The following is a 21649-nucleotide window of genomic DNA, read 5'->3' on the forward strand; positions in this document are numbered from 1 at the left end:
GATGAGCAGTCGAACGATGCTTATTTTTGTTGGGATCAGTGGTTTTTTCTACGTGGCATTGGGCGCGATGGGAGCACATATGTTAGCGCCTATCCTGACACCACGTCAGATGGAATGGATTCATACCGGCCTGCAATATCAAGGACTACATACACTCGCCATGATGATTTTGGCTGCTTTGTTGATGCGCCAGCCTGTAACGCTGTTTGGTTGGAGTGGAATTTTTTTTACGGCGGGAATTGTGCTGTTTAGTGGCAGCCTTTATTGTCTGGCCTTTTTACCGCTAAAATTTTTGGTTTATTTGACACCAATTGGTGGGTTCAGTTTTCTCATTGGTTGGTTATGTGTATTAATTGGCGCTCTGCGTCTAAGGAAATCGGCGCTTAGCCATGAATAAAGTTGCTTTATATTGCCGCCCTGGTTTTGAAAAAGAGTGTGCGGCAGAGATTACCGATCGGGCGGGTAAAAGAGAAATTTACGGTTTTGCCCGTGTGAAAGAAAACAGTGGATATGTGCTGTTTGAGTGTTATCAACCCGATGATGCGGATCGCCTGATCCGTGAAATACCGTTTGGTGAATTGGTTTTTGCTCGTCAAATGTTGGTTGTGGGCGAATTACTGAAAGATTTGCCGCAGGAAGATCGCATTACCCCGATTGTTGGCATGTTGAGCGGTGTCATTGAGAGGGCGGGCGAGCTGCGTGTCGAGGTACCGGATACCAATGAAGGCAAGGAGTTGATGAAGTTTTGCCGTAAGTTTACTGTTCCGCTGCGTAATGCGATGCGTCAGGAAAAACTTCTGCTGGTAAAGGAAAATTATAGTCGTCCTGTTATTCATGTCTTTTTCATTGCTTCGGGCTGTTGCTATGTTGGGTATTCCTACAGCAATAATAATTCCCGTTTTTATATGGGTATTCCTCGTCTTAAATTCCCTTCGGATGCCCCAAGCCGTTCAACGCTGAAGCTGGAAGAAGCCTTTCATATATTCATTCCTTATGACGAATGGGAAGAGCGTCTGGGTAGCGGCCTTCATGCCGTCGATCTCGGTGCTTGCCCGGGAGGATGGACTTACCAACTCGTAAAACGCAGTATGATGGTTCATGCGGTAGATAATGGGCCGATGGCTGATAGCTTAATGGACACAGGTCAGGTAAAGCATCATCGTGTGGATGGTTTTAAATTTGAACCATCAGTGAAAAACATTTATTGGCTGGTTTGTGACATGGTTGAAAAACCTGCCAAAGTCGCCCAATTGATGACGGATTGGCTGGTAAAAAGCTGGTGCCGTGAGGCGATATTCAATCTTAAGTTGCCGATGAAAAAGCGCTATGAGGAAGTCGCTCATCTGTTGCAAAAAATAGAACAGCAATTGAAAGAGAATGGTGTGAATGCGCAGATTCAGGCGAAACACCTGTATCACGATCGTGAAGAGATCACTGTACACATCCGTCGTATTTGGTCTGTGTATGCCACTAATCGAGATTATTAATACAATTCTTTATTATTATTCTATTTATTTGTTGTAATACCACTTAATTTAACGATTTCAGTTACCCTTATCTCAAATACAAGTGTGAAACCCAGGGATATATACGCGTTACCTTTCAAGTTGTGGCTTATAAATCAATGTGTGGTTTATATCTCCCCCGCGAAGCGGGGGAGATATAAGACGCATCTTGAAGTGAGATTGGTATATACACATTAAACTTCAAGTTGCAATTTACAACACGATATGAAAATTGATTTCTCCCCTGCGAAGCGGGGAGAAATCACACGGTTCTTGAAGTTAGATTAGTATAGAATTAATTTCAAGTTGAATAAAAAATGATCCATATTTAAAAAGGCAGGAAAAAAACAGGTAAAGAGATAATCCTTTCTTAAAATCAATTTTCAGCAGATAAAAACAACATTATTTATTACTAAATCATGTTGTTTTTTTACTATCAAAAAAATTACAGTGAGAAATTAATAATTAATTACATAAATTAAATTTGTTTAATATGTATTCTAAAAAAGTATATGAATTATTTTTACACAGACAGTAACTAACGCTATTTTATTCTGGAGTTTTATTTCTAAGTGGGGCTTAGAAAGAATTTAAAACTCTTACCTCCGTTATTATCAAAATTTCGGGTTATTAGGATATTTGTCTTGTTTCTACAGGAGATTGATATGGCCTCAAAGAAAAAGTATACCTATACGGGGTTATCTGATTCCAATTCCGTCCAGGAAGTTAATTCATTTCTTAAAGCCTATGTTCCAAATTACGATGCCTCTATTCGGGTTGCGCATGATCCATTAGGAGACAATGCACCTGATAAGCTTCTGCGAGGTCACTATAAGTGGTCCAATAAGTATGTTGATTCTTCTGGCACCTTGGAATTATCGTACCATTTCATGGAATCGAAACCGGCTATCATGCCGTTGTTTAAAATTTCTGGTTTCAGTGCTTTTAATGAAGAACAAAAAGAAGCTGCGAAACTTTCTTTGCAATCCTGGTCTGACGTTGCCAATATTAAATTTACCGAAGTCAGTAGTGTTAGAAAAGCGAATATTACTTTTGGTTTCTTTGATCATAGTGACGACGGTGATTATGCGTTTGCCACTCTGCCGCAAGGACAAAAAACCGCTTTTACATGGTATGACGCGACAAGCCATACTTTTACAGACAATGATATTGATGTGAATGGATATGCTCGCCAGACTTTCACCCATGAAATTGGCCATGCACTAGGATTGGAGCACCCTGCCGATTACGATGCTTCTGATAAAGTGCGCCCAGGTTATATCACTAAAGCCGAATATTTCGAAGATTCTCGTGCCTATACAGTCATGAGTTATTTCAGTGAAAAATATACAGGCCAAGATTTTAAATATGAATATTCATCGGCACCTCTGTTGAATGATATCTCTGCCATTCAGGAGCTGTATGGTGCGAATATGGAAACCCGAACGGGAGACACCATATATGGTTTCAATTCCAATACTGGCCGCGACTTCATGACCGCAACTGATGCGAACAGCAAACTGGTGTTCAGTGTCTGGGATGCGGGTGGTGAAGATACTTTTGATTTCTCTGGTTTTACTCAAAATCAGCGTATCAACCTGAATGAAGGTGCTTTCTCTGATGTTGGCGGCCTGAAAGGCAACGTTTCTATCGCCCGTGGTGTTGTTATTGAGAATGCGATTGGTGGCAGCGGCGACGATATTCTGGTGGGTAACAGTGCAGATAACATCCTGAAAGGTGGCGCCGGCAATGACATTATTTATGGCGGCCTGGGCGGTGATCATCTGTGGGGCGGTGAAGGTAACGATACCTTTGTTTACCTGGATGGCAAAGAATCTCTGAAAGACAATCCAGACTGGATCCACGATTTCGTCTCGGGTGAAGACAAGATCGATCTGTCTGAATTCAATTTCGGAGGTACTGGCGATATCAAATTTGTCGATTCGTTCTCAGGTAAGGCGGGCGAAGTGTTGTTCACTTATGACGAAGTGGATGAGGTCACTAATCTGGAAATCAGCCTGGGTGGTGATCTGGCTGGCAACGATTTTCTGGTGAAAGTTGTCGGTCAACCGTTAACTGAAGCGGATTTCATCGTCTAATTAATAAAATATTGCCGTATTCCCCACAGGATACGGCAGTATTATGGACATGATGGAAAGGTGGAAATGGTGAACTTCTTGTTTTGTGGCGGTCGGTTTTATAGATCGAAATTGCTCTTATCGATAATTTTCTCTCTCTTTTGGGCAGGAGGATGTATGGCGAGTAGTTTGAGGCTTCAAACCGCGGGTGAGTTGAAAGGATTATGGCAACTCTCCGATGGAAATAAGCTGTGCAATATTGAACTGACTGATACCCGTTTACCCGAAAGTTCGCTTTGGGCTTTGAAAGGGAATGCGTGTGTCACTGAGTTGATTGGGCAGCCTGTTGCAGGATGGTATCCATCTCCAGATGGCATCACATTGACCGATAATAATGGCAATAGTTTGGCCTTTTTCAGTCCTGAGTCAGAACAGTGGATTGCTTATTTTGTTGATGGCAGGGAACTGGTCATGACATTCAGTGGTGCATATAAATAACGATTTGTTTTGCTCCGTTAACGATGAAGGGATCGCAGTGAAATTACGTTTTCCGAAGGATGAAATCACGGAGGTTATCCGTGCACGCAGCAAGGTCTTCTGGACTATTGGACTATTTACGGCATTCATAAACTTGCTGATGCTGGTTCCCTCCATTTATATGCTTCAAGTCTATGATCGCGTACTGCCATCCAGTAATGAAATAACCTTGCTGATGCTGACGTTGATCACATTGGGGATGTTCGCCATGATGGGCGGGCTGGAATATATCCGCAGCCAGGTAGTGATCCGTATCGGCAGTCAGTTTGATATGTGCCTGAACCAGCGGGTTTATACCGCTTCCTATGAATCCAATCTGAAAAATGGTTCCACCGATGCAGGGCAAATGCTGAATGATCTGGCGACTATCCGCCAGTTTCTGACCGGCAATGCCCTGTTTGCCTTTTTTGATGCCCCTTGGTTTCCGGTCTATCTTGGCGTCATCTTTTTGTTCAGCCCCTATTTGGGATTGTTGGCGCTACTTGGGGCGATCATATTGATCATGCTGGCGGTATTGAACCAGTGGTTATCTCAAGCGCCATTGGCGGAAGCCAGTCATCTTTCTTTACGATCTGCCAACTTAGCCAGTACCAACCTGCGTAATGCCGAAGTGATCGAAGCGCTCGGTATGTTGCCCGCATTGCGCCGTCGTTGGTTTAGCCTGCATCAGCGTTTTCTTAATTTTCAGCGTATTGCCAGTGAACGTTCAGCCGCTATCACGGCGTTGACCAAAACAGTACGTATGGCCTTGCAGTCGTTGATCCTTGGCTTAGGTGGCTGGTTGGCGATTGAAGGGAGTATCACACCCGGAATGATGATTGCCGGTTCCATTTTGATGGGAAGAGCGTTGTCGCCGATTGAACAGTTGATACAGGCTTGGAAGAGCTGGAGCGCTGCCCGCTTGTCCTGGCAACGGCTGGACAAGCTGCTGAAAGCCCAACCAGAACGCAAAAGTGGTATGTCGTTGCCGCAGCCTAAAGGTGTGTTGCTGATGGAAAAAGTATCAGCAATGCCACCGCGTAAAACACGGGTACTTCAGGCTTCGCAAAACGGATCATCATCCAATAACCAATATGTTTTGCAGGATATCAATTTAGCCTTGAATGCCGGTGAAGTGCTGGGTGTGATTGGCCCCAGTGCGTCAGGGAAATCGACATTAGCCCGCTTGCTGGTAGGGATATGGCCAGCGCAAGAAGGCGTTGTACGGCTTGATGATGCGGATATCTACCAATGGAATAAAGATGAGTTAGGGGCATCCATTGGTTATCTGCCGCAGGATATTGAACTGTTTGGCGGCACAATTGCGGAGAATATCGCGCGTTTTAATGATGTTGAACCGGAAAAAGTCATCGAAGCGGCGAAAAAAGCTGGTGTCCATGAATTGGTGCTCAATCTTGAACAGGGTTATGACACGGTCATTGGTGCGGGTGGCATGGGGTTATCCGGTGGACAGAAACAACGAATAGGTTTGGCCCGTGCCTTGTATGGCAACCCATCGCTGGTGGTGTTGGATGAACCTAACTCGAATCTGGATGATATTGGCGAAAAAGCCTTAAGCCATGCGATCGCCCAATTACGGGAACAGGGGAAAACGGTGGTCGTTATCACTCACCGGCCTTCATTGCTCTCGCAAACAACCAAAATTTTGCTGTTGGTACAGGGGAAAATGAAAATGTTTGGCTCTTCCCAGCAAGTGATGGCGGCGCTGTCTCAATCTTCGTCACAGTTAAAAGCGGTCGAACGTGCCTCATAACATGATTCAGCCATATTTTAATCCTTGGGATATTTCGATCTGGGAGTAAAGATGTCTTATCAGACTAACGCAAAGGATACCCAAAATGAGGTGTCGGAATTATTGCCGCTGGATGCAAATCGTTACCTGCGAATAGGTTGGTTGATTATTGGGCTCGGTATTGTGGGATTTTCCATCTGGGCGGCATTTGCGCCACTCGATAAAGGGGTGGCTTCTTCTGGTACTGTCGTCGTTGATGGTAATCGCAAAACAATACAGTCTCCGCTTAATGGCATTATCAGTCAAATTCAGGTGAAAGAGGGGGAACACGTAAAGGCCGGTCAGGTTTTGGTTCAGCTCAGTCAGGTGCAGGTTAATGCACAAATTGACTCCCTGAAGCAGCAGTTTTATACCACACGGGCAACAGAAGCCCGACTTTTGGCCGAGCAGCAAGGACAGGACGCTATTATTTTTCCGCCGATGTTATTGGATCAGTCGTCGGAGCCACGCATTAACGAGACTCTGGCCTTGCAAAGACAGCTTTTTTTATCACGTCGTGAAATGTTGCGCAGTGATTTGGCGGGAATGCAGCAAGCCGAAGAGGGACTGAATTTTCAAATCAAGGGGTTACGGGAAGCTTTGGTGAGTAAACAGCAGCAGCAAGTTTCGCTTAAGGAACAGGTGACGAATTTGCGTCCCCTGACGGAAGAGGGTTATTTCCCCCGCAACCGTTATCTGGAATTACTGCGTAGCCAAAGTGAATTAAGTGGCAGTATCGCGGAAATGACAGGAAAAGTTGGTCAGCTTGAAAAGCAGCGGCAGGAAACGCAGCAGCGGATTATCCAGCGTCAGGCAGATTATCAACGTGAAGTGCGCAGCCAATTGGCCGATGTACAGGTTCTGGCAAATGAGCTGGGAAATAAGCTGGAAACGGCACAATTTGATCGGTCACATACTTCTATTATTGCGCCAGTGGATGGTTCAGTGGTTGGGTTAACCGTGTTTACCCAAGGTGGCGTCGTGGCGGCGGGTGAGAAATTAATGGAGATCTTGCCAACTCAGCGTGCGCTGGAAGTTGAGGCGCGTTTGATGGTGAACCTGATTGATAAAGTGACCGTGGGGCAAGATGTTGATTTGATGTTTACTGCGTTTAACCAGAACCGGACACCGAAAGTCACGGGCAAGGTGATGGTGGTTTCGGCTGACCGTTTGGTGGATGAGCGGACAAGAGAGCCTTACTATCAGATGCGATTGAAAGTCAGTCCTGAAGGCATGGAGAAACTGGCAGGATTGAATATCAAACCGGGGATGCCGGTTGAGGTATTCGTCAAAACAGGTTCGCGTTCGTTGTTGAGTTATCTGTTCAAACCATTAATGGACAGGGCGTCTACCTCACTGATTGAGGAGTAATAGGGAATGTTGATGTATCACAGTTTTGCCAATAGACGGGTTTCTTTATCCCCCCTATTTTTCAGGAAATTCTTGCCAGCATCAGTGTTGCTGATGTCGATATTGATATTTCCCCGTTTCGCCAGCGCGCTTTCCTTAACGGAGGCTTATGCGTTGGCATTGCAGCATGATCCAACGTTTCAGGCTGCGATTAAAGAGCAGGAAGCGGGACAGGAGGAGAAAAATCTTGGGCTGGCGGAACTGTTGCCCAAGTTATCTTTTAGTTACCAGAATGCCCCAAAAAATTGGCAGAGGATGGATTCGCAATCTTTAGATCAGCGGGGAAGAAGCATCAAAGAGAGCCGTGATCGACAGTATGACAGCTATAGTGGTGCGATTATTTTGACTCAACCTGTGATCGATTTCGAGGTATGGGCGCGTTATCGAACTCGTCAGGCTTATGCTTTGATGAGTGATAGTCGCTTTCGGGCGGATAGCCAGCAATTGGCGGTCAGGGTAGTGAACAGTTATGTGGCCGTAGCTTATGCGCAGGATCGATTGGCACAGGTTGTGCAACAGCGGGCGGCTTATGAGGAGCAACTGGAACGCAACCAGAAATTGTTTGCTTCCGGTGAAGGCACCCGTACCGATGTAGCGGAAACTCAGGCGCGTTACAGTCAGGTCTTGGCTGATGAATTAGCGGTGCAAGATGAACTGGATGCTGCTATTCGTGGCTTGCAGTTATTAGTTGGTGTACCGTTGCCCGCAGATGTACCGGTTAAGCGTTTATCTAATTCCCCACGGTTTAAAACCATTAAATTGGATTTAGAACACTACGCTGATTGGGAACAACGGGCATTACGTCAGAATCCACAACTGGCTGCTGCCCGCCAGAAAGTGGATGTGGCGTACCATGATATTGAGCGTAACCGAGCGGGATATCTGCCGAAACTGGAACTCTATGCTTCCCATAGTGAAAATAAATCCAGTAGCGATAACAGTATCGACCAAAAATACCGGACGGATTCCATTGGCTTACGACTGTCCATGAATCTCTATAATGGCGGAGGCACTGCGGCAGCGGTGCGCCAATCAGCCGCAAATTATGGCAAGACTAAATTCGAAATGGATGCGCAGACGGGGGAAACCCTGAATGCACTGCGGCGCAACTATAACGCGTGCGTGAATGGTGAAAAACGGATACGTGCCTATGAAACGGCGGTGGAAGCGGCTGCATTACAAGTAAAAGCGACGCAAAAAAGTGTGGCGTTGGGGCAGCGGGTAAATGTCGATATATTGAATGCCGAGCAACAGCTTTATACCGCCCGTCGTGAACTCTCTCAGGCAAAATATGACTATATGAAAGCGTGGATTGGGTTATTAGATGAATCCGGCCAATTACAGGGTGAACATATTCAGTTAATTTCTGATTATTTTGATTGAGTTATTTCATGTAAGACATCGTTATTAAATAACGCCGTGATAATTTTCTATTAAGTCATAGGGAAGAATAATCAGCATATCCTGTTACCAGGTTATGCTGGTTTTTTATATTTAAAATTTAATAACTAAAATTAATGTTTTTGATGGTTCTGTCGTATTAACAGAGAAAATCTGAGTCAATGTGGGGTTGGTTGTATTTTATGCAGCTAATCGATAAAACATCTCTGCCGGTGACAATGCCTTATCTTCTGATTGTGAGTATTGTCCTTTACGCAGCATCGAAACGAGCTCTATCCCCGCTAAAATCGTTTGGGTCCGGCGAAACGATTTAAAACCTAACATCGGTCGTATCCGACGTTTGATATTGCGGTGATCTTGCTCCACTTGTATCAAGGGTCACGACCTCAGGCTCACCGTGATGGCGGATCGCCTTGCGAAAGAAGCGCAACGCGGTGGGAGCATCCCGCTTGGCCGTCAGCAGAAAGTCGATAGTTTGCCCGGCCGTATCGACTGCTCGGTACAAATATTTCCATTGTCCTTTGATTTTGATATAGCTAAATCAACATAGATTGACATACTCCATATGTTCCATAAGCCGCTGATCCACTGAACATCTTTCTCGTCTTCTTTTCGCTTTTGCGTCGGCCCACTTGTGTTCGATAGGGTTCAAATCCGGACTGTAAGGTAGGGCAAACGGGTCTAATTTATACAGATGAAAATCCCACTGTAAGCACCTTCATCATATAATCATTATCCCAGCCTGCCTTCTGGCGCTTGGTCTTTACACCCACTTTAACTGACTTCTCATTTTTCAGTAGGTTAAGCGCTATTTTATTGATTAACGCCACATTTTCAGCCGCATGACCGCTTCTCAGGCGCTGGCTATCCTCACCAAAACTGACATCCAATTGCCAGTGCAGTTTATTTTCAATATGCCAGTGGTTACGTATGGCACAAGCGATAAATTCTGCCGAGGTATCACAATGGCTGGTAATATAATAGCGTCTTTCGTAACTTTCTGTTTTCCCGCGCTCTTCCCGCCATGACTCCACTACGGCTATGCTGCCCAATGTGTCCCATTGAGGATGGCGCGCCTGCAACCAATTCACATCGTTAATCAACCACAACTGACGTTGCTCTATACGACCATGATCGCCATCCGTACTTCGGTAGTGAGCCGGGGAGACGCCCGTAAAATCTGTTGCCAACTGAGTATCCAAAAAGAGTTTAATATCGTCGTAAAATTCCCTCTGATTTCCTTTCAAGGCCAACACATAATCGGCCTTTCCCGTGACAATCTGGTTAGCGATTGCGTGTTGACATCCCATGGCGTCAATCGTGATGGTGGAGCCTTCAATATCCAGCAGAGTCAGTAGCTTAGAGAGCGCATTGATTTCGTTCGATTTATCAGCGACTTTCACCTGACCAAAGCAGAGCTGATTCGCGACGGACCAAGCGCTGACGAGATGGAGAGCCGGAATCCCATTGGCTTTGTCGAGCGTTCTCCGCAGAGTTTTACCATCCAACGCAATAATGTCATCGGAGATTTTGGTTAAGCTCTTCACCCATTGGGCAAAAGCGTGTCCAAATTCTTGGGGATCAAGCCGGTTTATCACATCGTTAAAGGTATCATGGCTGGGGATGCCATTGGGAAGATCCAGAAATTGTCTGAACCAATCCTCCTTGGATTTCCCGTATTCCTCAATCGCATTGAAACTCTCATAACCACAGATAACGGCACAAATCGAGATGGTCAGAATGTCGATAAGTGAGTGTAGTTTAGTGCGATTAAGCAGGGGATCGGTGAGTTGTCCAAAGGTATTACTGAGAGTGGTTGCTTTCATGGTGGCTTCTACGGTTATCATTGACAAAAAAGCGATTGTAGATCACAAACTGCCATCAATGCCCCTGTCTGTGCTAAAAACACCCCGATGACCTTACTGTTCAATTTAGACCCGTTTACCCTGGACTGTAAGGCGGAAGCCATTCTCACTGACATCGGCTGTCTGCTATCGCTTGTATCGTGTCAGGCATTTATGGAAAGAGGCATTGTCCATGACGATCACAGCACCGGATGGGCGCTTTGGCAGTAAATCTTGCGTCACCCAGGCATGAAAGACATCCGCATTAATGTTTCCGGCAAACAAGCTCAGGGTGACAAAGGTATTGTCGCAAATAGCTCCCATGACGTTAAGACGGCCTTTAGCATGCCTGTCGTGTGTACCCAAATAGCGCCGCCCTTTTTCCGAATAGTCATGTAGGCGTGGCATCGATTGCGCAAAACCACTTTCATCTAGATAAATAATCGGTTTACCTGCCTGTTCATAGTCGCTGAGGCGCTCAATAAACGCCTAACGGAGCTGAGGGTTAGCGCGAGGGTGTTTTAACGTTTTTTTACGGCTGAGCCGCAGTCGTTTCAACGCGTAATGAATAGCCGACTGCGAGACACCCAAATGCTTTGCCCTTTCCCACTGATAGTCATCGGGAAAATTTTGAACATCTGCGATGAGCTCCTCATCAGGAATTTTCGTGGCGGGTTTAGCGCGGGTCATACAAGGTTCTATTTTATTGCACCACCGAAACAAAGTCCGTATGGAGACCTCAAAATGTGCACTCGTTTGTTCGAAAGTCAACGAATGCTTGTCTTTGTATGCCAGGACTCGCTTTCGAAAATCTAGACTGTAGCCCATCTCACCTTATGCCTTGTTATCTTGGATTTGAATATTATGTCATATAAATAACGCGATGCTTGACTTTAACATCCTATAACGTTGGCTTGTTGAAGCCAGTCGCGTTGACTTTTCCCTTGTTTAAAATTGGCAAAAATACCCAACGTGTGAGAAAGCAGTTTTCTGGCAATTCGATTACTCAAATGCCACAGATCCCGTGCCCAGCACTTCTCAATAGTAAATTGTCCGGCGAGTTGACCAATCACGGTTTCAGTTAAACGGCGTTTGGCGTTAATGCGCTTTCTCGTCTCTCTGGGGATGGGGTCATCCATATTGGCACGCACTGCGGTAATCATTTCAATACCCTCTTCCTTCATTTCCTGTTTAAATTCAACGCCTAAATACCCTTTATCACCCAGCAAATAGCCTTTTATCGAACCGATCACATCCCAGCTTGCTTCACGCTCACTGACATTGGCGGGCGTCAGCGTAAACCCGGTTACCACGCCGATTTCGTTTATCATCAGATGCCCTTTGAAGCCGTAGTCAGTTTCGTTTTTGGCGGCGCAGTACCCATAATCGGCTTGTTCTTTAAAGTTGGCACTACCTTTTGCTTTTTTGAATCCACAGACGGGTAGCGGAAATCCGTCGATAATATGTACCGACCTGTCGAGCGCGCCCAATAGCCTCGCCAGCTTTTCTTGCAGTTGTTGTTTAACAACCCAAAGATTCGAAATCTGTTTAGCGAAATTGGCGCGTGAACCCAGTCCCGGGAACCCCTCGCGCCAGTGGTCATTAAAGTACGTCCAAATGCCTTTATCTGTTGAAAATCCTAAAAATTCGCCCATTACTTCCATCGTGATGGCTTCTGCATCGCTCAGTTTAGGTGGATATCCCCGGCTTCTGAATCGTATACCTTGCTGTAACTGCGTTAAATTGTCATCTACCCAACAAAACACCCAAATGATAAAATCTTGCTGTGACATAGCCTTTGTTCCTTTATTTCTCTCAGTTTGGCGACTTAAAGTTATAAAGGACTGGCTATGTCATTTCAACTCATCATAAAAGTCGAGCATCGCGTTATAAATATGATTTGGCTATAACCCAGCGATACAGAGTGGAGTGATCGACCTCAATACCGCGTTCAGTCATCATCTCTTCGAGATTGCGCAGGCTTAGCGCATAAGATAGGTACCAGCGGACACGCTGAGCGATGATATCAACGGGATAATGTAAACGCTTGAAGGCTTTTCGAATTAAAGACACGGCTCACTCTGCAAAAGGTCACATATTACCTGATCTCCCTTTAATGCGACAGAACCGTATCACATCCCTGTGTGTAGCTACCTTATAGTGATTTTTTAGCTAGGGATTTATATATATGTAATATTTTTAATTAGTTATTATAACAATAACCTACTCCTCTTTTTTTATAAAAAGAACGAGGGAGTAGAGTAAGAAACATTGGGACGAAGATAATGATTGAATTACTAAGTGCTCGATTAGAAAGGTTGCCGTGGCAATCAGTTTCAATAGGGACCCTAATTGGTGAAATTGATAAGATTGTAGATTCATACGATGATTCTGATAGAATTGGGATCATGGGCATGAGTATATGGTTATTGTTATTTGGGCTGCACAATAAAGAGAACATACACAAATTGCCAAGTGATTTACGGTATAAAATTGTACTAGTCGCGACTTGATCTGATGAGATGGACGTCCCGTATGGCGTCAATTGTACCAAAATGAAATAAGCATATTCATTTTATGGGAGCGTCCATCATGTATCATAAAATTCTCGGTATTGATCTCGCTAAATCTGTTTTTCAGCTTTGTTTGCTTAACGATAATCACATTATATTTAATAAAAAAATGACCCGAAGTCGATTACTGGATGCTGTTAGACAAATGGAATCCGGGACTTTGATTGCTATGGAGGCTTGTAGTACCGCCCACTATTGGGCACGAACGATTGAAAATCTAGGTTTTAAAGTTTGCCTTATTCCCCCTCAGCATGTGAAAGCTTTCGTTAAACACCATAAAAATGATGCCAATGATGCGTTGGCAACATGTGAAGCTGCGAATCGGCCGGGTATGCATTTTGTTCCGGTCAAAAATCTGTATCAACAAGACCTCTGTGTTCTCCATAATGTCCGGCAGTCATTAGTTCAAAAACGCGTTGCTCTCTCTAATCAAATCAGAGGACTGGCAGCAGAATATGGCATTATTTTTCCGCAACGCTCTGCGGCTCTTAGAGAGTCACTGTACGAGGCACTTGAAGATGCCGATAATGGATTAACGATGATTGCACGCAGGGTTCTGAAACAACTCTATGAAGAATGGCTGAAGCTGATCCAGCAGACAGAAGAAATAGAAGAAACCCTCAAGTCGCTATCATCGCAAACGGCTCAGTGGCAGCAACTCCAATCTATTCCCGGTATTGGCCCCCTGATTGCCTCCGCAATGGTCGCGTATATTGGTGATGGAAAACAATTTAATAACGGCAGGCAAATGGCCGCTTGGTTAGGACTCGTTCCTCGACAGGCCAGCAGTGGTGGGAAAACACAATTAGGCAAAATCACTAAAAAGGGTAATCGGTACCTACGCGGGATTTTAATTCATGGCGCCAGAGCTGCTATACAACGCAGAGCGTTACGGCATGATGCCCTCGGTGATTGGATGCAGTCTTTGGTTAACCGACGGGGATTTAATAAGGCGTGTGTCGCTTATGCCAATAAATGTGCCAGGATATGCTGGTCAATTATGGTTAATAAAGATGCGTTCCAGATGAGCAAAGCCTTTGCTTAAATAAACCGGTTTCATTTTCAATAGAGTTGACTACAGTTGATGAGCTAAACGGTTATCCGGCCTTGCAAAAACCTGAGACTGTCGAGGATTTTTAATCCGTTGATCTGATGAGGAGGCAAGGTTCGGACTTCACCATGGCGCAGCAAATTTAAATGATTGCCAGACGCCGGATATATGACCGTGAACCGAAATTAGCAATACACTGAGTCACTAAAAAAGTTGAATATTATGGGACGTCCATATATGACAGTTACCCACTTTGTTATCGGCGACTGTCAGATTATATTTGGGTCAGATTTTTTTCTGCCCAAATAGATTTCCCATCCTGAAGGGTTTCTATTGGTGTCCGGCCGCAACACATTTTTCCTTGATGAGTGCGGTGATTGTTGTAATTGTCCATCCATTTGTCCAGATCTTTTTGTCACTCATCCAATGAGCTATACAATTTCTTTCTGAACGTCACTTGGTAAAATTCATTCAGGATGGTTTTGTGAAACCGTTCACAGATGCCATGGGTTTGCGGTGTCATCGCCTTTGTCTTGGTATGGTCGATATCATTGACAGCCAGATACAGTTGGTCATCATGGTGCTCAACACGCCCGCAATATTCGGTGCCTCTGTCTGTCAGAATACGTAACATCGGCAATCTATGAGCGCTGAAGAACGGCAGCACACGGTCATTCAGTAAATCCGCCGCCGTAATGGGCGTTTTACTCGTATAGAGTTTCGCGAAAGCCACTTTACTGTAAGTCTCGACGAAAGTTTGTTGGTACAAGCGTCCCACGCCTTTAAGATTACCGACATAAAAGGTATCTTGCGACCCTAAATAGCCAGGATGAGCGGTTTCACTTTCGCCACAAGCTTCGTCATCATGCTGCTTACGTTCAAGGGCGGCAACCTGCTCGTCAGTCAGGATAATGCCTTCGTCAGCCACTTTCTTTTCAAGGGCTGCCAGACGCTTTTTGAAGTTCTCAAGATGATGTCTGAGCCAGATAGAACGGACACCACTGGCAGACACAAAGATGCCTGCTTTTCTGAGTTCATTACTTGTTCTGGCTTGCCCATAGGCCGGGAATTCGATGGCCGAGTTGATAACGGCGTGTTCAGTCTCCGCATCCACACGGTTCTTCAAATTAGGGTTTTTTCTGCTTTGGTTGATTAACGCATCAATCCCGCCTGTTTCAACGAGTTCCTGATAACGATAAAACGTATCTCTGGATACACCCATCACTTTACAGGCTCTTGAGACATTACTGAGTTCTTCAGCGAGATTAAGCAGACCCGCCTGTTTGATGATTGGATTACTAGTATAAAGCATGAGAGTTACCTCTTAGTCTTTGATTATGGATTCATCACCTTTAATCAAAGTCGGTAACTCTCTTCTTTTCAAACCGAAGTGTCAGATCTAGTCTGAACTAATACATATAAATATCATATGGGTAGCAGCTCCCCGCCGTAAACGGCGAGGCTTCCTACTTCTCTGGTCGCAACTATTGGCCCTAGTTTAGGTAAATAGTCCGGTACACAAAATCGTAAACAAATTATCACGAAATTCTAGCCATCTCTTCCGTTTCTACCGTTTTGTCCACCATTAGGACCTCCTTTTCCTCCTGCACCACCTTTTCCTCCTTTCCCACCATCGCCACCATTGCCGCCATTCCCACTTCCTGAACCATTACCTCCCTTCCCACCATTTCCACCATTAGGACCGCCATTCCCACCATCTCCGCCGTTTCCGTTACTCCCAGCGCCAGCATGTCCACCATTGCCGCCATTCCCACTTCCTGAACCATGACCGCCATTCCCACCATCCCCTTTCCCTGCATGTGCAATACTAGGGATAGCTAATAACGCTGTAGATATGATCGGAGATACGCAAAAAGACGAAAAAGTTAACAATAAGGCAAAAAATTTTTTTTTCATAAAAACCTCTGTACATACATATTAAGTATTTTTATTACCGCCATGTCCGCCATTGCCACCACGTCCACCGTGGGAACCACTGCCACTGCCACCGTGGCCACCATTTCCGCCATCGCCACCACGGGCACCGTTGCCACCGGAGTCACCACCGTGCCCACCATTTCCACCATGTGAACCGCTTCCTGCTCCGGCGTTACCACCATGCCCACCGTTGCCACCGTTTGGCCCACTACCTCCATTCCCACCATCGCCGCCGTTGCCACCGCTTGGTCCACTACCTCCATTCCCACCATCGCTGCCGTTGCTGGCTATAGAAATAATAGTTGTGGAGGTTTTTAAATTATCGAATGTTTCCGACTGAGCATGAAAAGAGAAAAATAAAATAGCTATAAATAGTCTTACCATTATATTTTATACCTCATCAGTTCCACGCCCACCATCACCACCATCACCACCATCACCACCATCACCACCATCACCTCCATTTACACCATTGCCTCCATTGCCTCCATTTACACCATTGCCACCATCCCCACCTCTTCCATTATTTTTGCCAGTTACACCATTGCCGCCGTTACCTCCATTTTTACAATTAGGAGTACCATTCTTACCATTTTCACCTTTTTCCCCGTCAAGGACAGAGCAGTTAACAGTTTCATTTATTTGTGCTGAATAGCTTGATGTAGAAAATAGTAGAGGTATAGTTAAGCTAAACAAAAAAAACAAATTTTTATTAATCATATAATTACCCTAAATTACCTTATAAATAGGTTTTCATAATACTGAGAGTATCAGATGTTGGAGTTCCTTACCCCGCGCGGAGCGCGGGGTAAGGAATACTCCTATCATTTTGAAACGTTATTTATTAACAATCCTTTGCTTAGAAAAGCATCAACCTTAAAAAAGCAAAGGATATTAAAGTTAGTTTTAATCTTTACTACTATTTTCCTTTATTTCCACTTCCATTTCCATTTCCAGTACCATTTCCATTTCCATTTCCATTTCCATTACCATTTCCATTACCACTACCATTACCACCATTACCACCATTACCACCACTAGCCCCATTACCACTTCCGCCGTTACCTCCAGGTCCTCCATTACCACCATTTGAACTATACAACTTCATATCAAAATTTAAACTTGTCGAATTCTGTTCTTCTAAATTAAATTGATTTTGAGGAAAAGTGGTTTCTGCTGAGGTTATTGGAGCAATTGAAAGTAAGGAAACAGCTACCAATGAACTACTTAAAAATAAAGATGTCTTTTTCATGAGTTATCCATTTAATTAAATTGAAAAATAGAGGTTAGTTTACAGGGTGAGAGCGTGAACGTTTTTTGAACTTAAACTGCGCATAATACATTCAACTAATGAATAAAAAGAACTCAATTCTACATTATTCAAGTATTAAGTAGCGCTTTATTTAAGTGATTTGTTCAAAATATAGCTTCTTTTTGCTCTCGCCCTAAGTTGGTTTATTATTGGTTAAATATAAATAATACCCTAAAATAGTGATGCACTTAGGAACAATAGATCTATAGTTGTGTATATAATACAGAGTTAAAATTATATATAGCCACATAAATAAACATTATTCATTATAAATGATGTGACATTAACAAACATCACGAAATAGAATATAAATTAAGTGAATTAAACTTTCAACATAAATATTCATGAAGTGCATAAAAAATAATGAATAATATATTTATTCATAAAAAAATAATCAATAAATAAAACTAACAGCATTAATAACATTCAATTCAATTGTTTATAATTATATAAATAATTGAATTGAATGTTATTGCGGTATCAAAGAAAAATAGCGCAAGCTAAGGTAGATCTATATAACTTTTCAAAATGGTAGGAGTATCAAAGAAACTCAGTCCAAATTTTGCAAACTTTGATTTTCCACAAACAAAAATGCAAAAAAGAGGACTGAGTTATGCTTATCTTACCACCCACTTTCCGCATTGAACGCCGCCTGATGAAAAAAATTGCCCAAAAAACGCAAGATAAAGGATATGCTATCCGGGTTATGGCCATGCTCTTTTATGGAATGAATCAGTTCCTTTCGTTTCTGAAGAATTTTGTGTCGCGCCGTCTTCTGTCTGGCGTTGGATCAAACGTTTTAGAACATATGGTTGGATAGGATTAAAAAGCCAGCCCGCGGGCCGCCCTCGGCAATAGAATTTGACCGTTCTTTTACCTTTTATTCATTATTTACTCGAACTTTCACCACAACAGTTCAATCATGTCCGTTCTCGCTGGAGTCTTGAACTTTTCATTATTCAAATCAATGAAATAATGCATGTAAAATTTTCGCTCAGTACACTTTACCGTTTTCTCTGTAAAAACAAGATCGTCTGGCGACGCTCAGCCCCCACGGTACATAAGCCAGACCCTCAATATGAAGAAAAAATGGCACGTATTAATCAAGCATTAACGCAGGTATCAAAAGAAAATCCCGTATTTTATGAGGATGAAGTGGATATTAATTTCAACCCTAAAATAGGTTCAGATTGGTATTTCAAAGGGCAGCAAAAAAGGATTCTTACACCGGGAAAAAATCAAAAATATTACCTTGCAGGTTGTTTTGATATTCAAACCGGAAAAATTTTCTATACGGGTTCCGGTAGAAAAAACTCTTAATTATTCATCAATATGTTAGAAGAATTAAAACGCCACTACCGTCATGCGAAAACGTTAACAGTCATTTTAGACAATTACAGCATTCATACCAGCCAACGAGTCAAGGCTTGGTTGAAGCAAAATCCAACAGTAACCCTGTTATTTCTCCCCGTTTATTCTCCATGGCTGAATAAAATAGAATGGTTATGGCAATCATTGCATGAAACGGTGACACGAAATCATTGTTGCCAATATATGTGGCAGCGCATCAAAAGAGTTAAGATTTTCTTGAATACCGCTTCAGCAACCTGTTGGAAAGGAACAGGAAATATGAAACTCTCATAATTATGAAAAGTTATATAGCTTATGTTACACCAAGTGAATTACAGGCATGGTATCACCGACAAAACAAACAGGGGATATTTGAAGATGATCTAACCAACATGCTACTTTCATGGAGTTCACGGTTTACCAATATTGATCTTCACTGTTTATCCAGGGCAACCGCATGAATACTTAAATATTATTCAGATTAGAAAATTCTGCTTGTAGTACTTGTTCCAGAAATTGCGTTTTCATTCAGGCTCGCATTCGTTTTTTTCTTATACTTAATTTGCTGCCTTCTTGTTTCAACATATTCAAGGCAATTCGCCTCAAGATCGCAATATTTTCTGCCGCATTTGCTCGATAAATCTGACAATCATCCTCATGAAATGTCGCATCCAATACCCAATGGAGATTGTTCTCAATACGCCAATGGCTGCGCACTGCCTGGGCTAAGCTTTCTTCTGTCAGGGGGGCTGAACTGATGCAATATAGCAGAACCAAAATAATGTGACATAGCATCTGAATTCAAATGGCAACGCAGCATTGCTTATGATGTATATAGATTGCGTCAAGTTATGTGATTTAGCTATAACGATACGCCAGACTCGGCGATTGGCCTTTTTCTGCCGGTAACTCATGACAACACCGAGGGTTTTTATTCCGGCCAGGCGGGGAATTCCGCTTTGAGTGTATCGGCACTGATGACATGGCTTTCCCGGATTTCAATACGTCCATGAGACTGTTCCAACATGGCTGTTTCTCTTACCGAAGGCGCGATACGCTGGGCTTCTAACGCCTTTTGAACCGCCCTGTGGAGATGTTTTTGGTTATCCTTAACACTGAACAAATAATCCGCACCGGCATCAAGGAGTGCCTAGGCTATCTGGGTCTGACATCCCATCGCATCAACGGAAACCAACGCGCCTTTCAGGTCTAACAATTTAATCAGCTCAGGAATAGCCGTGATTTCATTGGACTTCTTTTGTGTCCTAACCTGTCCCATCACCAGTTTATTCGTGGTGGCATAAGCGCTCACCAAATGCAGCGTGGAAAGGCGTTCTTCCGGTGAATAAGCGCCCCGCAATATTTTACCGTCAATGGCCACTCATTCGCCCTGGGTGAGTTCATGAACAGCACGCATCCAGTTGATAAAACAGAGGTTAAATTGTTCCGGGTTAATACGCGAAATAAGGCGAGCAAACGTATCATCAACAGGGACACAGTCTTTAAACATGCCTTGTTTCAGGAACCAATCATGATGCCCTTCGGTATATTCCTGAATATCACTCAGCCTTCTGCACCCGCAATCACGGCGCACAGTGACGCAAACAGGATGTCAAAAAAGGATAGGTGACTTTCGCACTCTGGCGAGGGTCTTGGATCGCCGAAAAATGCAGGGTAAAGTTCTCAAGGCACATGGTATAGGTTTTCACTCTCAAAAGGGAGTATAAGATCACAGTGCTTTATTCGAAGCAACCTATTTTATTTTTGGCGAAAAAATATTCGTGATCTTGCCCCGACTGTTTATCAAGGGGAATACCGTTATGGGCTGTAATGAAAGATATGGAAAAAAATCTAAATAATCGTTCACCTATTGACTTTTGGCTGGATGAAATGATGAAAACTAATAAACTGGGTGCCTTTAATAAAAAATATAGACTGAGTTTTGGTAGTATACGGTGTACTCTGCTCGGAGAGTTATCTAGCTTCGAAAAAAACATTTGTTGAGTATATTGTTAATCGAGCATTTTAAAAGAATATAGATTATAAGAACCTATTTATATCCCCAATCCCATAATGTATTCGTGATTGGGGTTTATCTATTTATTGTATTAAGAATTCACCTATCTGGTATCAGTCAGTCTCAGTTGCTGCAAATTCCCCTGTAGAGATAAATCCGTTCTTAGCGAAGCAATTTCACGGCTGATATAAGCTATTTCTTTATGAGACGCTAATTTCTTGCGCCATTTATCCGGCTGGGTATCCAGATTTTGGAATAGATTATCCAGCGAACCCGCTTGTTGCAGCAGTGTGGCGGCTGTTTTGGAGCCAATTCCCTGAATGCCAGGAATTTTACTGCTACTGATGCCTGCAAGCCCCCAGTAATCGGGAAGTTGGCCAGGTTCAACACCAAACTCTTGCAAGACAAAAGGCAGATCCAGCCAACGTTTTTGGAAATAATCACGAATTTGGATATTGGGTGAAAGGAGCTGGCAATAGCCTTTATCCGTTGAAACGATAGTGACATTATGCCCGCTATTGGCGACTTTGGTTGCCAGTGTTGCGGCTAAATCATCCGCTTCATGCCCTTCTGCGTGCCAGCAAGTTACCCCTAGCGCATTGAATGCCTGCTTAATTAAGGGCAATTCTTGCTGCAAGTTGTCCGGCATGGCAGGGCGACCTGATTTGTAATCAGGGAAAAGATGGTGACGCCAGCTATGGTTGCGGCCATCTTCATCGAATACCGCAACCGCGTGGGTAGGTGATGCGTGGACGATTAACTGCTTTAACGCATGTTCACAGGCAGGAACGCAAGGGCTTCCCTGCACTGCATGGATGCGTCGAATCAGGTTTAAGGCGTCCACAATTAAAAGATGTATCAT

18 protein-coding genes and 5 pseudogenes are annotated in these 21649 nt (G+C 43.7%); 10 read left to right on the forward strand and 13 right to left on the reverse strand.

Going from position 1 to position 21649, the window contains the following annotated elements; genetic code table 11:
* Position 1 precedes the first annotated feature (1 nt).
* From WDV75_RS02415 to WDV75_RS02445, 7 genes are all read left to right on the forward strand, one after another.
* Entirely contained in the window at positions 2–397 is a 396-nt protein-coding gene (locus WDV75_RS02415; protein WP_189760673.1) for a DUF423 domain-containing protein, read from the forward strand.
* Complete coding sequence (rlmM, locus tag WDV75_RS02420; protein WP_273571712.1) at positions 390–1487, forward strand: 23S rRNA (cytidine(2498)-2'-O)-methyltransferase RlmM; 1098 nt, start codon at positions 390–392, stop codon at positions 1485–1487. Before WDV75_RS02415 ends, rlmM begins: the two co-directional genes overlap by 8 nt.
* 683 nt (positions 1488–2170) lie before the next feature.
* Positions 2171–3604, forward strand: coding sequence for a serralysin family metalloprotease (locus tag WDV75_RS02425; RefSeq protein WP_273571713.1), 1434 nt, complete (start codon positions 2171–2173; stop codon positions 3602–3604).
* A gap of 156 nt (positions 3605–3760) precedes the next feature.
* Positions 3761–4081 (forward strand): AprI/Inh family metalloprotease inhibitor, encoded by a 321-nt coding sequence (locus WDV75_RS02430; protein WP_273571714.1) that lies wholly within the window; start codon positions 3761–3763, stop codon positions 4079–4081.
* A 37-nt stretch (positions 4082–4118) separates the two neighbouring features.
* Positions 4119–5873: a type I secretion system permease/ATPase gene (locus tag WDV75_RS02435; RefSeq protein WP_273571715.1), complete on the forward strand. Its 1755-nt coding sequence runs from the start codon at positions 4119–4121 to the stop codon at positions 5871–5873.
* 51 nt (positions 5874–5924) lie between these two features.
* Entirely contained in the window at positions 5925–7262 is a 1338-nt protein-coding gene (locus WDV75_RS02440; RefSeq protein ID WP_273571716.1) for an HlyD family type I secretion periplasmic adaptor subunit, read from the forward strand.
* A gap of 93 nt (positions 7263–7355) precedes the next feature.
* Positions 7356–8684 carry a TolC family outer membrane protein gene (locus WDV75_RS02445; protein ID WP_273571722.1) on the forward strand — a complete coding sequence of 443 codons (1329 nt, stop codon included), beginning with the start codon at positions 7356–7358 and terminating at the stop codon, positions 8682–8684.
* Positions 8685–8882: 198 nt separating this feature from the next.
* Here WDV75_RS02445 and WDV75_RS02450 read toward each other — a convergent pair.
* The 6 genes and pseudogenes from WDV75_RS02450 to WDV75_RS02475 form a co-directional block, all read right to left on the reverse strand.
* A pseudogene (locus WDV75_RS02450) lies at positions 8883–9240 on the reverse strand (DDE-type integrase/transposase/recombinase); the annotation flags it as partial.
* Positions 9241–9388: 148 nt separating this feature from the next.
* Positions 9389–10528: an ISAs1 family transposase gene (locus WDV75_RS02455; protein WP_273571717.1), complete on the reverse strand. Its 1140-nt coding sequence runs from the start codon at positions 10526–10528 to the stop codon at positions 9389–9391.
* Positions 10529–10693: 165 nt separating this feature from the next.
* Positions 10694–10954, reverse strand: a complete 261-nt coding sequence (locus WDV75_RS02460) for a transposase (protein WP_273571718.1) — start codon at positions 10952–10954, stop codon at positions 10694–10696.
* Between the two features lie 81 nt (positions 10955–11035).
* Positions 11036–11374, reverse strand: coding sequence for an IS630 transposase-related protein (locus tag WDV75_RS02465; RefSeq protein ID WP_273571719.1), 339 nt, complete (start codon positions 11372–11374; stop codon positions 11036–11038).
* Positions 11375–11439: 65 nt separating this feature from the next.
* On the reverse strand, positions 11440–12339 hold the full coding sequence (locus WDV75_RS02470) for an IS982 family transposase (protein ID WP_273571720.1): 900 nt from the start codon (positions 12337–12339) through the stop codon (positions 11440–11442).
* Positions 12340–12451: 112 nt separating this feature from the next.
* A pseudogene (locus WDV75_RS02475) lies at positions 12452–12619 on the reverse strand (IS6 family transposase); the annotation flags it as partial.
* Positions 12620–13138: 519 nt separating this feature from the next.
* Between WDV75_RS02475 and WDV75_RS02480 the strand changes: the two are divergent.
* The gene (locus WDV75_RS02480) at positions 13139–14164 is read left to right on the forward strand and encodes an IS110 family transposase (RefSeq protein WP_338860193.1); all 1026 of its coding nucleotides are present in this window, start codon (positions 13139–13141) and stop codon (positions 14162–14164) included.
* Positions 14165–14444: 280 nt separating this feature from the next.
* Here the strand turns inward: WDV75_RS02480 and WDV75_RS02485 are convergent.
* The 5 genes and pseudogenes from WDV75_RS02485 to WDV75_RS02505 all read right to left on the reverse strand — a co-directional run bounded on the left by WDV75_RS02485 (position 14445) and on the right by WDV75_RS02505 (position 17360).
* Positions 14445–15482, reverse strand: a pseudogene (locus tag WDV75_RS02485) (IS481 family transposase).
* A 236-nt stretch (positions 15483–15718) separates the two neighbouring features.
* Entirely contained in the window at positions 15719–16087 is a 369-nt protein-coding gene (locus WDV75_RS02490; protein ID WP_273572318.1) for a hypothetical protein, read from the reverse strand.
* Between the two features lie 21 nt (positions 16088–16108).
* Positions 16109–16492 (reverse strand): hypothetical protein, encoded by a 384-nt coding sequence (locus tag WDV75_RS02495; RefSeq protein WP_273572316.1) that lies wholly within the window; start codon positions 16490–16492, stop codon positions 16109–16111.
* Between the two features lie 6 nt (positions 16493–16498).
* Entirely contained in the window at positions 16499–16828 is a 330-nt protein-coding gene (locus WDV75_RS02500; RefSeq protein WP_273572314.1) for a hypothetical protein, read from the reverse strand.
* A gap of 199 nt (positions 16829–17027) precedes the next feature.
* Positions 17028–17360, reverse strand: a complete 333-nt coding sequence (locus tag WDV75_RS02505) for a hypothetical protein (RefSeq protein ID WP_273572312.1) — start codon at positions 17358–17360, stop codon at positions 17028–17030.
* A gap of 673 nt (positions 17361–18033) precedes the next feature.
* Here WDV75_RS02505 and WDV75_RS02510 point away from each other — a divergent pair.
* Both WDV75_RS02510 and WDV75_RS02515 read left to right on the forward strand, forming a co-directional pair.
* Positions 18034–19064: pseudogene (locus WDV75_RS02510) on the forward strand (IS630 family transposase).
* 2 nt (positions 19065–19066) lie between these two features.
* The gene (locus WDV75_RS02515) at positions 19067–19231 is read left to right on the forward strand and encodes a hypothetical protein (RefSeq protein WP_273557868.1); all 165 of its coding nucleotides are present in this window, start codon (positions 19067–19069) and stop codon (positions 19229–19231) included.
* 4 nt (positions 19232–19235) lie between these two features.
* Here the strand turns inward: WDV75_RS02515 and WDV75_RS02525 are convergent.
* Positions 19236–20464: pseudogene (locus WDV75_RS02525) on the reverse strand (ISAs1 family transposase).
* Positions 20465–20890: 426 nt separating this feature from the next.
* Complete coding sequence (gene xni / locus WDV75_RS02530; protein WP_273557869.1) at positions 20891–21649, reverse strand: flap endonuclease Xni; 759 nt, start codon at positions 21647–21649, stop codon at positions 20891–20893.

Source organism: Xenorhabdus griffiniae (genome assembly GCF_037265215.1).
GTDB lineage: Bacteria > Pseudomonadota > Gammaproteobacteria > Enterobacterales > Enterobacteriaceae > Xenorhabdus > Xenorhabdus griffiniae.

Coding starts and splice junctions, on each gene's coding strand:
- rlmM (WP_273571712.1), top strand. CDS start 390: ATGAATAAAGTTGCTTTATATTGCCGCCCTGGTTTTGAAAAAGAGTGT.
- WDV75_RS02455 (WP_273571717.1), bottom strand. CDS start 10,528: ATGAAAGCAACCACTCTCAGTAATACCTTTGGACAACTCACCGATCCC.
- WDV75_RS02465 (WP_273571719.1), bottom strand. CDS start 11,374: ATGGGCTACAGTCTAGATTTTCGAAAGCGAGTCCTGGCATACAAAGAC.
- WDV75_RS02430 (WP_273571714.1), top strand. CDS start 3,761: ATGGCGAGTAGTTTGAGGCTTCAAACCGCGGGTGAGTTGAAAGGATTA.
- WDV75_RS02505 (WP_273572312.1), bottom strand. CDS start 17,360: ATGAAAAAGACATCTTTATTTTTAAGTAGTTCATTGGTAGCTGTTTCC.
- WDV75_RS02495 (WP_273572316.1), bottom strand. CDS start 16,492: ATGGTAAGACTATTTATAGCTATTTTATTTTTCTCTTTTCATGCTCAG.
- WDV75_RS02480 (WP_338860193.1), top strand. CDS start 13,139: ATGTATCATAAAATTCTCGGTATTGATCTCGCTAAATCTGTTTTTCAG.
- WDV75_RS02440 (WP_273571716.1), top strand. CDS start 5,925: ATGTCTTATCAGACTAACGCAAAGGATACCCAAAATGAGGTGTCGGAA.
- WDV75_RS02460 (WP_273571718.1), bottom strand. CDS start 10,954: ATGCCACGCCTACATGACTATTCGGAAAAAGGGCGGCGCTATTTGGGT.
- WDV75_RS02490 (WP_273572318.1), bottom strand. CDS start 16,087: ATGAAAAAAAAATTTTTTGCCTTATTGTTAACTTTTTCGTCTTTTTGC.
- WDV75_RS02425 (WP_273571713.1), top strand. CDS start 2,171: ATGGCCTCAAAGAAAAAGTATACCTATACGGGGTTATCTGATTCCAAT.
- xni (WP_273557869.1), bottom strand. CDS start 21,649: ATGATACATCTTTTAATTGTGGACGCCTTAAACCTGATTCGACGCATC.
- WDV75_RS02500 (WP_273572314.1), bottom strand. CDS start 16,828: ATGATTAATAAAAATTTGTTTTTTTTGTTTAGCTTAACTATACCTCTA.
- WDV75_RS02445 (WP_273571722.1), top strand. CDS start 7,356: ATGTCGATATTGATATTTCCCCGTTTCGCCAGCGCGCTTTCCTTAACG.
- WDV75_RS02415 (WP_189760673.1), top strand. CDS start 2: ATGAGCAGTCGAACGATGCTTATTTTTGTTGGGATCAGTGGTTTTTTC.
- WDV75_RS02515 (WP_273557868.1), top strand. CDS start 19,067: ATGAAAAGTTATATAGCTTATGTTACACCAAGTGAATTACAGGCATGG.
- WDV75_RS02470 (WP_273571720.1), bottom strand. CDS start 12,339: ATGTCACAGCAAGATTTTATCATTTGGGTGTTTTGTTGGGTAGATGAC.